Raw genomic sequence first — 12,626 nt, 5'->3', positions numbered from 1 at the left:
TGTGATTCCAGTGTACGCCATCCGCGGGACCACTCGTGCACACCCACGGATCGGCCGGTGCTCAGCCCGGCAGGTGGCGGTTCGGGGCCTTGGCCCGCTCCTCGTGTTCCGGGAGGACGACGACCTCCACGCCCTGGGCCGCGAGGAGGCCGCTGCCGTCGGCGTCCGTCACGAAGGTGTCGGGCTCGCGCCAGGCCGTGACGACCCGCCGTACGCCCGCGTCGAGGATCAGCCGGGCGCAGGGTGCGGGGCGGGAGGCGCGGCGGGCGCAGGGCTCCAGGCTGCTGTACACCGTCGCGCCGGGCAGGCGCGGGTCGGCCGGGTCGATCTTGGCGAGAGCCGCCTCCTCGGCGTGCACGACCGGGTCGCCGGCCTCGCGGGAGTGGCCGCGGGCCAGTTCCGTGCCGTCGGCGGCGACCACGACCGCGCCCACGCTGAACGCCGTGTCCGACGGCGGGCAGCGCTCGGCCAGATCGCAGGCGAGGGCCAGCCAGTGGTGGTCGGCGGCGGCGGGCAGGGCGCCGGTGCCCGGGGCGGTCGGCTCGTAGCGCATCAGGACCACGTCCTCGATCCGCCGCGACTCCAGCAGCCGGAGCCGGCCGCCCTGGTAGCCGCCGGGGCCGAAGAGCCGGGGTGCCCCGGGGTCGCCCACGAAGAGCGGCGCGAGGACCAGCTGGAGTTCGTCGGCGAGGCCCTGGGTGAGCAACTGGGTGTGGATCAGGCCGCCGCCCTCGACCATGAGCCGCCGCACGCCCCGCACGTCGTGCAGGTGCGTGAGCAGCCGCCGCCAGTCGAGGTCGGAGCCGAGCGGGACGACGTCGGCGGCCAGGCCCTGGGCACGGGCGCGTTCGGCGCCCCGGTCGGTCGTGTAGAGGAGCTTCTCGCCGCCGGTGTGCCAGAAGCGGGCGTCCGGATCGAGGTCGCCGGAGCCGCTGACGGTGACCTTCAGGGGGTACTCCGGTTTCCCGGCGGCCCGGCGGACGGCCCGGCGTTCCCCGGAGTTCACCAGGAGCCGCGGGTTGTCGGCGCGGATGGTGCCGGCGCCGATCAGGATGGCGTCGACCCCGGCGCGGACCTCGTCGACCCGGTCGAAGTCGGCCGGGCTCGACAGGAGCAGGCGGTCGGGTCCGGTGTCGTCCAGGTAGCCGTCGAGGGAGACGGCGGCGGACAGCAGGACGTACGGGTGTGGCATCGACGCTCCGCGGCTGGTCGGGACGGCGGGACTGGACAGATTCGCCAAGGCGGGACAGGGTCACCGAGGCGGGCTTGGTTCAAGTTTGAAACAAACCTACACTGGTGGCATGACGACTCGCTGGCTCACCCCCGAGGAGCAACGTGCCTGGCGCGCGTACATCGCCGCCTCCCTGCTCCTGGAGGACGCGATCGACCGGCAGCTCCAGCAGGACGCCGGCATGCCGCACCTTTACTACTCCATCCTGTCCGTCCTGTCGGAGTCCCCGGAACGGCGGCTGCGCATGACCGATCTCGCCGAGCGGCTGAAGATCACGCGCAGCAGGCTGACGTACGCGGTGACCCGGCTGGAGAAGGACGGCCTGCTGCGGCGCGAGGCCTGCCGGTACGACAAGCGGGGCAGCATCGCCGCGCTGACGGACGAGGGGTTCGCCATGCTGGAGCGGGCGGCCCCCGGGCATGTCGACACGGTGCGGAGCTTCCTGTTCGACCGGCTCAGCGAGGAGCAGGTGGGTCAGCTGGAGGAGATCTCCGCGGCGATCGCGCAGGGGCTCCAGGAGGACGGTGCACGGCCGACGGCGGACGAGGTGCCCTGGCGGCGGAGGTCGTCACCGACCTGTTCGTGACGCGCATCACACCATGCCGGATCCTGATTGCTTCAAATTTAAAGCACGAGTAGGGTTCCGGACGTGGACCTGCTTCAAATCTGAAACAGTACGGCTGTGCAGCCGAACAGGAAACGGAACCCGGAGGCCCCGCATGCCCGACACCCCCGCCGTCATCGCCACCCCGCGCTCCCGCGTCCGGGTCCCGCTGCGCTTCCACGACGGCTACGAGGCGGACGCCGAGCTCGTCACCTTCCACGGGCTGGCCGACGGCCAGGAGCACGTGGCCGTGGTCCTCGGCGAGCCCGGCCCGGTCCCGCTGGTGCGGCTGCACTCCGAGTGCCTGACCGGGGACGTGTTCGGCTCCGCCCGCTGCGACTGCGGCCCGCAGCTGCGCGAGGCGGTCGAGGCCATCGCCGAGCGCGGCGGCGTGCTGCTGTACCTCCGCCAGGAGGGCCGCGGGATCGGCCTCTACAACAAGCTGGACGCGTACGCCCTCCAGGACGAGGGGCTCGACACGTACGAGGCGAACGCGGCGCTGGGGCTGCCGGAGGACGCCCGCGACTACACGGCCGCCGCCCAGATGCTCCGGGCCCTGGGCATCGGCGAACTGGACCTGCTCTCCAACAACCCCGACAAGGCGGGCCAGTTGCGGGCCCTGGGCGTCGACGTCCGCGACCGGATCCCCACGGGCGTCTTCACCACCGCACACAACGTCCGCTACCTGCGCGCCAAGGTCCTCCAGACCCAGCACACGCTGCCGCTCGCCGCGCTGACGGAGCTCAGCGCCGGCTGAGCCGCCGCCGGCCGGGCCGGGCACTGAACCGGGCTGCTTGCCTCTCGGTTCATCGGGTACAGCCTTTGGAAGAGGGCGACCTCATCAGTACCCGGAGCTTTATGGAAGTGACCGTTTCGTGACCGATCTCGGCGGCCCCGGCGACCACCGGGCGAGGAGTCCGGGCGATGGCCCGGAGGCCGTCGCATCGCAGATCGCCGATGCCGTGGAGAGTCTGACGGCGCTGTGGTCGGTCGCCGCCCAGGAGGCGTTCCTGCGCCTGTCCCTGCACCAGTTGCGGGCGTTGCGCACCGTGCAGGCGGCGCCGGGGCTGAATCTGACGGCCCTGGCAGACGGCCTGGACATCGGCCTTCCCACGGCCAGCCGCCTCTGCGACCGTCTCGCGGCGGCCGGCCTGCTGGAACGCGCCCCGCACCCGGACACCCGCCGCGAGGTGCAACTGTGGCTCACGCAACACGGACAGCACGTCCTGTGCGATGTCGCCGACCGCCGCACCCAGGCCCTGACGGCAGCGCTGTCGGCCATGCAACCGGCCGAACGGGCAGCGCTGAGCAGGGGGTTGCGGGCCTTCCTGACGGCCCGGAACACGCAGTCACCCGACGCCCACGGCTCCGCCGACCGCTGAGGAACCGGCGGGCCACGCCGGAGACCGGGCAGGGACGGACGGTTCACAGGTCAGCCGGGTGAGACAGACGGGCCGCACGGGCCAACCCGGGTGAGGCCGGCCGGGCGCCGGGCCACCCAAGCGCAGCGACCGGGTTACCGGCCGACCCGAGTCAGGCGACCAGGCCGCACAGCCGGAGCACGGCGGCCGAACCGCCCGTCAGCCCGGACGACGCGAACACCGTCGGCCGGCCCGAGCCGGGCGGACGGCCACAGCGGCCGGTCCGAGCGAGCGAACAGGGCACGCACCCCGGGCTTCGGGGGCTCTCAGGCTCCCGAGCCGTGGCGGCTCACGCCGCCTGCGGTCAGGACCGCCACGCACGTGTCGTCCCGCGCCGGCCGGGCCGCGCTCCCCGCGTCGCGGAGCACCACCGCGGCCGCCACCGCCGGGTCGCAGCCGGGCAGTACGCCGTCGTCGGGCGGCGTCCAGCGGCTCGGCAGGCCGTCGCTGTGGAGGACCAGCAGGCTGTTCGCATGCCAGGGCACCCGCTGCACGGGCACGGACGCCGGCGCCTGCGCGCCCACGATGCCAGGGTGGGACAGCAGCGGCTTCCACGCACCCTCGGTCCGCAGCCGGGCACCGATGTTGCCGATCCCGGCGAAGCTCAGCTGTGCTTCCTTCAGGTCGAGTTGGGCCACGGCGACGGCCGCGCCCCGGGTGGGGCGCAGGGCCCGGCCCAGGCTTCGCAGAATCTCGGTGGGCGGCAGCTCGGCCAGACCGCGCAGCTCCTTCACTGCCGCCGCGGAGGCCTCGGCAGCCTTCGCCCCGTGCCCGAGCCCGTCGGCGAGCAGCAGGGTCAGCCGGTCCCCGCCGCGCACCCGCCCCCAGGCGTCCCCGGAGTCCTCAGCCCGGCCGAGGGGGACGTTGACACCCCCGGTCCGCGGGCCCAGCGGGGGCGGACCCTGGTTGCGGACGGCGGGCTCGTGGCCGATCCGGGCCATCACGACGGTGCCCCGGCCGGGCGCGCTGTGCAGATCGAAGTCGTTCGCTATGCGCCGGCACGTCCCGAGCCCGGCTCCCAGCGAAGCTGCGACGGTCGTGCTGTAGCCGTCGCGCATCGCCGCCGCGACGTCGGGGATGCCGGGTCCGTGGTCGAGCGCGACGAGTTGCACGGCCGTCCGCTGCCGGCCGTCGTCGTACGCACGCTCAACGAGGTTGATCAGCACGCGACCGCCCTCCGCGTGCCGCAGCAGATTGGTCGCCAGCTCCGTCGCGACGAGCGCGGCCGTCGCGGTGCGGTTCGCGGGCAGACCGGCGCAGGCGCTGGCCTCCTCGGCCGCCACCCGCACGTCCCGCACCCGCGTCGAGTCGTCCTCCACCGGCACGTCCCAGACCCTGCTCATCACGGCACCGTCCGGGAGGGCGGTACGACGGTGGCCCAGGCGGTGACGGTGACGGTGGTCCCCTCACCCGGCCGGCTGTCCACCTCGAACTCCTGCACCAGCCGCTTGGCGCCACTCAGGCCCAGCCCGAGCCCGCCGCCGCTGGTGTAGCCGTCGGTCAGCGCCTGGTCCAGGTCCCGGATGCCGGGCCCGGTGTCGACGAAGTCCAGCCGCAGCCCGTGCGTCGACCCGGCGTCCAGCGGGGTGATCCGCACATGGCCGCCTCCCCCGTGCACGAGGGTGTTGCGGGCCAGCTCGCTCGCCGCGGTGACGAGCTTGGTCTGCTGCACCAGCCCGAAGCCGAGCTCGGCGGCTGCCTGCCGGACCTGCTGCCGCACCCACGCCAGATCGGCGTCCGAGCCGATCGGCAGGTCGGCGGGACCGGCATGGCGGGAAGCCTGCATCATGGACTCCCCTCGCCCCGGCGCGTGGTCACGCCGAGCAGTTCCATCGCACGTTCGACGTCCAGGGCCGTCCGCAGGCCGGGCAGAGTGAGCCCCAGCTCGACCAGGGTGATCGCCACGGCCGGGCGCATCCCGGCCAGGACCGTACGGGCCGCCAGCAGCTTGGCTCCGGCGGCGATCTCCGCGAGGACCCGGCCCAGGAACGAGTCGACGATCTCCACACCGGAGATGTCGATCACGACGCCGCTCACCCGGGTGTTCGAGATCCGGGCCGTGATGTCCTCCTGGAGCTGCTCGGCCATCCCGTCGTGCAGCTCCCCCTGGAGGGTGACCAGCAGGACGTCGCCCAGCTGGAGGACCGGCACGGTGAAGCCGTGTCCGACCGCGGGCCCGTGTCCCGCGAACCCGGTCACCGCGTGCCCGCGTCCGCCGTCGCGCCGGCCGCCCGCAGCGGTGCGATCTCGACCCCCTGCTCGCTCAGCGCGTAGGCGAGCGCGTCCGCCAGGCTCGATCGGGTGAGCACCGTGCCGAGGTCGATGCCCAGGTGGACGATGGTCTGCGCGATCGCGGGCCGGATACCGGACACGATGCACTCGGCACCCATCAGCCGCGCCGCCGCCACGGTCTTCATCAGGTGCTGGGCGACCAGTGAGTCGACCGTCGGCACGCCGGTGATGTCGAGGATGGCGTACCGGGCGCGCTCGGCGACGATCGCGTCCAGCAGGCTCTCCATGACCACCTGGCTGCGCGCGCTGTCCAGCGTGCCGATCAGCGGGACGGCGACGGTGCTCTCCCACAGCTTGATCACCGGGGTGGCCACCTCGTGCAGCTGCTCGCGCTGCCGGGCGATCAGCTCCTCGCCCGCGCTGACCGTCGTCTCCATCACGACCAGGCGCAGCGTGCCCATGAGCACCGTCAGCGCCAGCACGGCCTCCTGGGCCTCGGGGGCGTACGGCTCCGGGAACTCGGCGCGCAGCAGTTCGGTCACCGGCTCGCGCAGCGCGGCCACCTCGCCGGCGACGCCGTCCAAGTCCATGCCCGTCCGGGCGCGGGAGGCCGCCATGCGTCCCAACTGGTCGCGCACGGCCTCGAATCCGGGCGCCCTGAGGTCATCCAGCCGCCCCGTGGCCGCCACGGCCGCCAGCGCCGCGGTCACGGCCCTGCCCGCCTCCACGGCCTCGTCGCGTGAGACGGTGAAGACGGTGCGGAACAGCGCCGCGTCCGCCCAGCGTTGCGCGATCTGCTCCCGGCGCCGTTCCAGAAAGGCGCTCACCTGGTGAGCGGCCGGTTCCCGTTCCGCGTTCTCTTCCGACACCGACACTTGCATCGCTCCCTTGCACGGGCCGGACCGAGTCGCCCGACGGCGCCTCAGCCGTTACTTGCCGTATGACAAACATTAGTGCCGGTGTTCGGCACCACCAAACAACTGCCCACCGGCGCCCCCCACCTGCGCCTTCCCCGTCCGTTACCGGCCACGCCAGTCCAGACACACCACGAGGGCGTCGTCGTCCGGGGTGGATTCGCCGCGGTGCCCCGTCAGTTCGCGCAGGATCGCCCGGGGCACCTCGGCGGCCGGCAGCAGCCGGGTCGACTGGATCGCCCGGGCCAGGGCGGCGTCCCCGTAGGCCTCGCCGCCCGGGGAGGCGACGTCGTAGACCCCGTCGCTGACGAAGACCAGCCGGTCGCCCGGCTCGACCCGGAACTCCTGGATCACGTAATCCGTCTCCTCGAACATGCCCAGCGGCAGCTGGGCGTCGAACGGCACCCGCTCGACCGCGCCCCGGCGCAGCCGCAGCATCTGCGGCGACCCGGCGTCCACCGCCCGGACCCGGCCGGTGGCCAGGTCGAAGTCGAGCATGAGCACGGAGAGGTAGCAGCGGCCCCGGTAGTGGGCGTACACCGCCTGGTCGGCCAGGGCCGCCTGGTCGTCGATGGACAGCCCGGCACGGCGCGCGTTGCGCAGGGCGTTGATCGCCAGATTCGTCAGCAGGGAGGCCTCGATGCCCTCGCCCATGCCGTTGGTGACGTAGAGGCTGAGCCGGTCGGCCGAGGCGGACCAGTCGAAGTTGTCGCCGAAGATCGCGTACGCCGGTTCCAGCTGTGCGCCCAGCTCATACTCGGGGCGGGTACAGGAGCGGCCGGGCAGGAGCTGCCACTGCATCTCGGCGGCCAGCGTGAGCCGGTCCCGGCGGCGCGCCTGGAGGTAGAGGTCGGTGTCGCGCTCGGCCACGTAGACCTCGTGCCCGAGCACCTCGGCGATCTCGGCCAGCTCGCCCAGACAGTCCTCGGCGTGCTCCGGGCCCGGCAGGGTGACGGTCAGCACGCCGAGCCGGTCGCCCCGCACGGTGACCGGCAGATGCACGCGTACGTGATTGCCCGAGGGGCTCTCCACGTACGGCTCCTGGGCACCGAAGGCCCGGCCCGCCGGGCTGTTGTGCACGGACACCGGCTGGAGGGTGTGCGGCAGCACGGACACCGGCTGAAGCACCGTCAGTCCGTAGTCGGCCAGGAAAAGCTCGACGGAGTCCGCCGCGTACTGATCGGTCAGTACGCGACGGACCGCGTCCAGCAGTTGATGGGGCGCCGCCGTGCGCAGGGCGCGCTCGGCGGCCACGAATCTGCTCGTGATCGTGGTCACGGTGGTCTTTCACCATCCTCGGTGGGACGCCGAGCGTCCGGGGAAACGGTCCTTGTCCACGGGCGGGAGGCAGGTCCCGGGCGGTTCACGACACGCCTAGTACGCTGACGGCCATCCCGGTGCCTGCGAGAGTGTGACTGTGACTTCCCTCCGACCCCGCCCCGAGCCCGCTGAGGTCGCCCGTGTGACCTCCACGGCTGCGGAGTTGCTGGAAGTCCTGTGGGGCCGGGCCTCGACCGCGCCGGCCTCCGCGTCCCAACTGCGGGTGCTGCTCATGCTCGAACACCACGAGGGCATCAACCTGCGGACGCTCGCCGATTCGCTCGCCTCCACACCGCCCTCGACCAGCCGGCTGTGCGACCGGTTGCAGGCGGCCGGGTTCGTCGAGCGGGAGGTGAGTCCGGCCGACCGGCGCGAGGTCCGCCTGCACCTCAGCGGCCGGGGCCGCGCCTTCCTGGCCGACCTGCGCACGCGCCGGGAGGACGCGCTGCGCGCGGTGCTCGACCAGATGCCCGCGGCGAAGCGGGTCGCGCTGCTGCAGGGTCTCGAGGCGTTCTGCGACGCGGCGGCGGCCCAGATACACGACGACTCCGAAGACTCCCGCTCGTCCGGTACCCGGACTGCCTGAAATTCTCGCCGTCGCACGGAGTCGGACCTTCCGGTCCCTTCCCCGCGCACGTCCGGCACGCCTAGGCTGTTGCCCTCCACCTATAGTTGTCAAACGACAACTGTCCGTTCCGTGAGCCCCATGGCTTTTTCTCGCGCACCCCACCGCCCACCCTCCCTGCCCGTGCCGTCGCAGTACCGGTCCGGGTACCCCGACACCGCCTCGACCTGCGCCGACTGTGGTCAAGGTCTCGCCGGGGCATATGCCAGGCATGACCGGGGCGAGGGCGGGTAGCGGCGCTTGAGGTGGCCTGTCGGGGGATCGGAGCGGGCCGGACTGAGAGGGAGGGCCCGTGACGGCGACCATGCGCATCGGCACGACGACGGATTCCGCCACCTACACCGGTGAGGAGCTGCCGCAGATCGCCGAACCCCAGAAGCTCGCCCCGCAGGACGCGCGCGGGCTGACCGGGCAGTTCCTCGACCGGCTCGCCGTCCTCGAGGAGGGCACGCCCGAATACCAGTACGCCCGCAACACGCTCATCGAGATGAACATGTCGCTGGTGCGCTTCGCGGCCCGCCGGTTCCGCACCAGCGGGCAGTCGATGGAGGACATCGTCCAGGTCGGCGTCATCGGGCTGATCAAGGCCATCGACCGGTTCGAGGTCTCCCGCGAGGTGCAGTTCACCAGCTTCGCGGTGCCGTACATCATCGGCGAGATCAAGCGGTTCTTCCGGGACACGTCCTGGGCCGTGCATGTGCCGCGCCGCCTCCAGGAGGCCCGTACGGAACTCGCCAAGGCCACCGAGGAACTGTCCTCCCGCCTCGGCCGCGCCCCCAAGGTGGCCGAACTGGCGGCCCTGATGAACCTGTCGGAGGAGGAGGTCGTCGAGGCCCAGATCGCGGCCAACGGCTACCTCTCCTCCTCCCTCGACGCGACCGTCACCGGCGACCCGGACGAGAGCGACACGACGCTGTCGCAGTTCATCGGCGAGGAGGACCCGGCCCTCGAACTCGTCGAGGACTTCCACGCCCTGGCCCCGCTCGTCGCCGAACTCGACGAGCGCCAGCGCCTCATCCTCCACCTGCGCTTCGTGGAGGAACTGACCCAGGCGGAGATCGGCGCCCGGCTCGGCATCTCGCAGATGCACGTCTCCCGGCTGATCTCACGCACGGTGGCACGCCTGCGGTCGGGCATGCTGACCACGAGCTGACACGCCCCCAGCAACGGCGAGAGCCCCGGCCCGGAGATGATCCGGACCGGGGCTCTTCTGTAGGCCCTGTGGGACTCGAACCCACAACCAATGGATTAAAAGTCCACTGCTCTGCCAATTGAGCTAAGGGCCCAGGCGATGTCGCCCCCACGAGCATAGCCGGACGACGCCGGGACTCCGATCGGGTATCGGGGTCACGGCCCTGCCGGAGGGACGAACTGGGCCGATGAGGGACATGAACCGGCCCGTCCGGGCGGGTCAGCCCGGCCCCCGCGCAGCCCGCGCCGCAACGACGGAGCGCCGTGGCCCGCCCGTTGGGGCGGAGCACGGCGCTCCTCATGCGCTGATGTCAGCCGTTGCGCTTCCAGCGCGGCTTGTCCTCGCGGCGCTGGAACGAACCGCCGCCGCGGTGGTCGTCACGACGGCCGGAGGGGCGGTCGTGGCCGGAGGAGCGGAAGCCGGGGCGGTCGCCCTGGCGGTCGCGATTGAACGGGCGGTCGCTGCCACGGTGCCCACCGCGCTCGTCCCGGCGCTCGAAGGAGCGGCCCGGACGGTCGTCCCGGCGGAAACCGCCACCACGGCTGTCGTCACGACGCTCGAAGCCACGACCACCACGGTCGTCACGACGCTCGAAGGAACGGCCACCCCGGTCATCACGACGGTCGTCCCGGCGGAAACCGCCACCACGGCTGTCGTCACGACGCTCGAAGCCACGACCACCACGGTCGTCCCGGTCCGCCCGGTCGACGTCCTGCGCCGCCGGCTGCTCGGGCACGGACACCTCGGCCGCCGCGGCCACCACCGCAGCCTGGGCCTCGGCCACCGCGGCCTCGGGGTCCTCACCCTGCTCGCGGGCGATCCGGGCGATCAGGCGGTCGGCCTCCTCGCGCAGCTCGTTCGCACGCCGCTGCGCCCGCTCCAGCTCCTTGGTGAGCTGGGCGACCTCACGCTCGGCCTGCTGCGCGGCGTTGCCCACGGACTCGGCCTGCACCTCGGTCATCGACCGGGCACCGGTGATCTCGGCGACCTCCGGGTCGAAGGCACCGGCGCCCTGGATGATGTGACGCGAGGCGTCGACGCCCGCGTCCTCCATCAGCCGGAAGATCTGGCGCCGCTGGTGCGGCAGGGACAGCGACACGACGGTGCCGGAGCGGCCCGCACGCGCGGTACGGCCGGACCGGTGCAGGTAGTCCTTGTGGTCCCCGGCCGGGTCCACGTTCAGCACCAGGTCGATGCCGTCGACGTGGATACCGCGGGCGGCGACGTCGGTCGCGACGAGCGCGTTGACGTAGCCCTTCTTGAAGTCCTCCAGCACGCGGGTGCGCGCGCCCTGCGTCATACCGCCGTGCAGCGCGTCGGCCTTCACACCGGCGTCGCACAGCTGCTCGGCGATACGGTCGGCGCCCAGCTGGGTGCGGACGAAGATGATCGTGCGGCCCTTGCGGGAGGCGATCGCGGCGGTGACCGGCGCCTTGTCCTTGGGCTTCACGATGAGGATGTGGTGCGACATGGTCGTGACGTTGCCCTGGGCGCTGTCGACCTCGTGCGTGACCGGGTTGCTCAGATAACGCTTGACCAGGGTGGAGATCTCGTTCTCCATCGTGGCCGAGAACAGCATCCGCTGGCCGCCGGCCGGGACCTGGTCGAGCAGCTCGGTGACCTCGGGCAGGAAGCCCAGATCGGACATCTGGTCAGCCTCGTCGAGGACGGCGACCTCGACGTTCTCCAGGGAGCAGGCGCCACGGTTGATGATGTCGCGCAGCCGGCCCGGCGTCGCGACGAGGACGTCGACGCCGCGCTCCAGGGCGTAGATCTGGTTGCCCATCGACGTACCGCCGCAGACGACCTTCATCTTCAGGCCGACGACGTCGCCGTAGGGCTGGAGGGCGTCCGCGACCTGCATCGCGAGCTCACGGGTCGGGGTGAGGATGACCGCGCGCGGCTTGTGCTTCTCGGTGCGGCCGCCGGCGAGACGCGCCAGGGTCGGCAGACCGAACGACAGGGTCTTGCCGGAGCCGGTACGGCCACGGCCGAGGATGTCCTTGCCGGCCAGGGCGTCCGGAATGGTCGCGGCCTGGATCGGGAAGGGGGTGGTCACGCCGTTCTGCGCGAGCTTGCGCACAACGCCTTCGGGGAGACCGAGGTCCGCGAAGGTGACCTCGGGGGCGTCCTCGGCTGCCTCGTTCTCGGGCACGACGACGTGATCAGTACTGGCGATGGACATGCGAATGCGAAACCTTCCGGAGTCTCAGTCGGCACGCGCCCGTCAACTCCGTGATTCGCGATTCGCAATACGACCGCCTCAATGCGGTCCACCACGGCAAGGGAGAGTACGCGCCACACGGCGCGCTCTGCAGTGGCGCCGGGCAAGATGGGATCAAACGATCTGCCACCATACGCACTCCGGGCCCCACAAGGCAAACCGGACTGTGCAGACGGCAGTGGGCAGCCGCCCGACGACCGGACAGCGTCCCGAGGACTCCAACCACCCCCCGGCCGGGATTGTTCCCGCCCCAGGAGGAAACTTCCGGCGCCCCTTCCGCCCCCTTACGCCGGCGCCCCCGCCTCCGGCGCCGGCTCCCGCTGGGCGAGCTGCGGCCCCGGCGGCTCGTGCGCCGACGACGACGGCTCCGGCGTCGGCTCCGGAGACGTCGTCGGCTCCTGCTGCGTCGGCGTGGGCTCCGGCTCGGCCGTCCGGGTGGGCGTCGGCGGGGCCGGCGGCTTCACCGTCGGCCGCGGCGGCTTCCCCGGCTCCACCTGCCCCGGCGCCGTCGGGCTCGCGTCGGCGCTCGGCGACGCCTCGGGGGACGCCGACGCCCCCGCCCCGCCCCCCTTGCCCTTCTTGCGCTTCTCGCCCTTGCCGCGCCTGCGCTCCCCCTCAGCACCGGCCGCGCCGAACCCCGCGCCACCGCCCGACACCGCCGGCCCGCCGTCGGGCGCCTCGCCGCCCCGCTGCCCGGCGGAGTGCGACGGCTTGACGCTCCCACCCGCATCGTCGCCGACGCTCATGCAGCCGGCGGCAGCGGCGACCGCCACGACCGTGGCGGCCAGTCGGACGGGTACGTACAAGGGGCGCACGGGGCCACCTCCGGAAAGGGTGATGGAGTCAACACCTCCAACTCCCGC

General features: G+C 72.5%; 13 protein-coding genes and 1 tRNA gene. 5 read left to right on the top strand and 9 right to left on the bottom strand.

What is annotated here, in order from left to right; genetic code table 11:
- Positions 1–61 precede the first annotated feature (61 nt).
- Positions 62–1,192 carry a dihydrofolate reductase family protein gene (locus OO68_RS39405; RefSeq protein ID WP_033314293.1) on the bottom strand — a complete coding sequence of 377 codons (1,131 nt, stop codon included), beginning with the start codon at positions 1,190–1,192 and terminating at the stop codon, positions 62–64.
- A gap of 109 nt (positions 1,193–1,301) precedes the next feature.
- Here OO68_RS39405 and OO68_RS39400 point away from each other — a divergent pair, with 109 nt between their 5' ends.
- From OO68_RS39400 to OO68_RS39390, 3 genes are all read left to right on the top strand, one after another.
- Complete coding sequence (locus OO68_RS39400) at positions 1,302–1,817, top strand: MarR family winged helix-turn-helix transcriptional regulator (RefSeq protein WP_033314292.1); 516 nt, start codon at positions 1,302–1,304, stop codon at positions 1,815–1,817.
- A gap of 133 nt (positions 1,818–1,950) precedes the next feature.
- On the top strand, positions 1,951–2,592 hold the full coding sequence (locus tag OO68_RS39395) for a GTP cyclohydrolase II (protein WP_033314291.1): 642 nt from the start codon (positions 1,951–1,953) through the stop codon (positions 2,590–2,592).
- Between the two features lie 118 nt (positions 2,593–2,710).
- Positions 2,711–3,217 carry a MarR family winged helix-turn-helix transcriptional regulator gene (locus OO68_RS39390; protein WP_033314290.1) on the top strand — a complete coding sequence of 169 codons (507 nt, stop codon included), beginning with the start codon at positions 2,711–2,713 and terminating at the stop codon, positions 3,215–3,217.
- 305 nt (positions 3,218–3,522) lie between these two features.
- Here OO68_RS39390 and OO68_RS39385 read toward each other — a convergent pair whose 3' ends face one another.
- From OO68_RS39385 to OO68_RS39365, 5 genes are all read right to left on the bottom strand, one after another.
- On the bottom strand, positions 3,523–4,599 hold the full coding sequence (locus tag OO68_RS39385; protein WP_033314289.1) for an ATP-binding SpoIIE family protein phosphatase: 1,077 nt from the start codon (positions 4,597–4,599) through the stop codon (positions 3,523–3,525).
- Positions 4,599–5,042 (bottom strand): anti-sigma regulatory factor, encoded by a 444-nt coding sequence (locus OO68_RS39380; protein WP_033314288.1) that lies wholly within the window; start codon positions 5,040–5,042, stop codon positions 4,599–4,601. Before OO68_RS39380 ends, OO68_RS39385 begins: the two co-directional genes overlap by 1 nt.
- Positions 5,042–5,455, bottom strand: coding sequence for an STAS domain-containing protein (locus OO68_RS39375; RefSeq protein ID WP_033314287.1), 414 nt, complete (start codon positions 5,453–5,455; stop codon positions 5,042–5,044). The genes OO68_RS39380 and OO68_RS39375 overlap by 1 nt, the downstream gene beginning before the upstream one ends.
- A complete protein-coding gene (locus tag OO68_RS39370) occupies positions 5,452–6,369 on the bottom strand; it encodes an STAS domain-containing protein (protein WP_033314286.1) in 918 nt (305 codons plus the stop codon). The genes OO68_RS39375 and OO68_RS39370 overlap by 4 nt, the downstream gene beginning before the upstream one ends.
- A gap of 138 nt (positions 6,370–6,507) precedes the next feature.
- Positions 6,508–7,680, bottom strand: a complete 1,173-nt coding sequence (locus OO68_RS39365; protein WP_245237398.1) for a PP2C family protein-serine/threonine phosphatase — start codon at positions 7,678–7,680, stop codon at positions 6,508–6,510.
- A gap of 133 nt (positions 7,681–7,813) precedes the next feature.
- On the opposite strand from OO68_RS39365, the gene OO68_RS39360 reads away from it, so the two are divergent.
- Complete coding sequence (locus tag OO68_RS39360) at positions 7,814–8,308, top strand: MarR family winged helix-turn-helix transcriptional regulator (RefSeq protein ID WP_167345945.1); 495 nt, start codon at positions 7,814–7,816, stop codon at positions 8,306–8,308.
- Positions 8,309–8,651: 343 nt separating this feature from the next.
- Positions 8,652–9,500, top strand: a complete 849-nt coding sequence (locus OO68_RS39355; RefSeq protein ID WP_051814990.1) for an RNA polymerase sigma factor SigF — start codon at positions 8,652–8,654, stop codon at positions 9,498–9,500.
- Positions 9,501–9,560: 60 nt separating this feature from the next.
- On the opposite strand, the gene OO68_RS39350 is transcribed toward OO68_RS39355, so the two are convergent.
- The 3 genes from OO68_RS39350 to OO68_RS39340 all read right to left on the bottom strand — a co-directional run bounded on the left by OO68_RS39350 (position 9,561) and on the right by OO68_RS39340 (position 12,578).
- Positions 9,561–9,633: transfer RNA gene (locus tag OO68_RS39350), tRNA-Lys, on the bottom strand.
- Positions 9,634–9,849: 216 nt separating this feature from the next.
- Positions 9,850–11,724: a DEAD/DEAH box helicase gene (locus OO68_RS39345; RefSeq protein ID WP_033314283.1), complete on the bottom strand. Its 1,875-nt coding sequence runs from the start codon at positions 11,722–11,724 to the stop codon at positions 9,850–9,852.
- A 323-nt stretch (positions 11,725–12,047) separates the two neighbouring features.
- Complete coding sequence (locus OO68_RS39340) at positions 12,048–12,578, bottom strand: hypothetical protein (RefSeq protein WP_033314282.1); 531 nt, start codon at positions 12,576–12,578, stop codon at positions 12,048–12,050.
- Between the last annotated feature and the right edge of the window lie 48 nt (positions 12,579–12,626).

Origin of the sequence: Streptomyces iakyrus (assembly GCF_000717055.1) — a bacterium.
Taxonomy (GTDB): Bacteria; Actinomycetota; Actinomycetes; order Streptomycetales; family Streptomycetaceae; genus Streptomyces; species Streptomyces iakyrus.
Note: the sequence above shows the minus strand (reverse complement) of the source record. Positions and strands in the feature narration are given on the sequence as shown.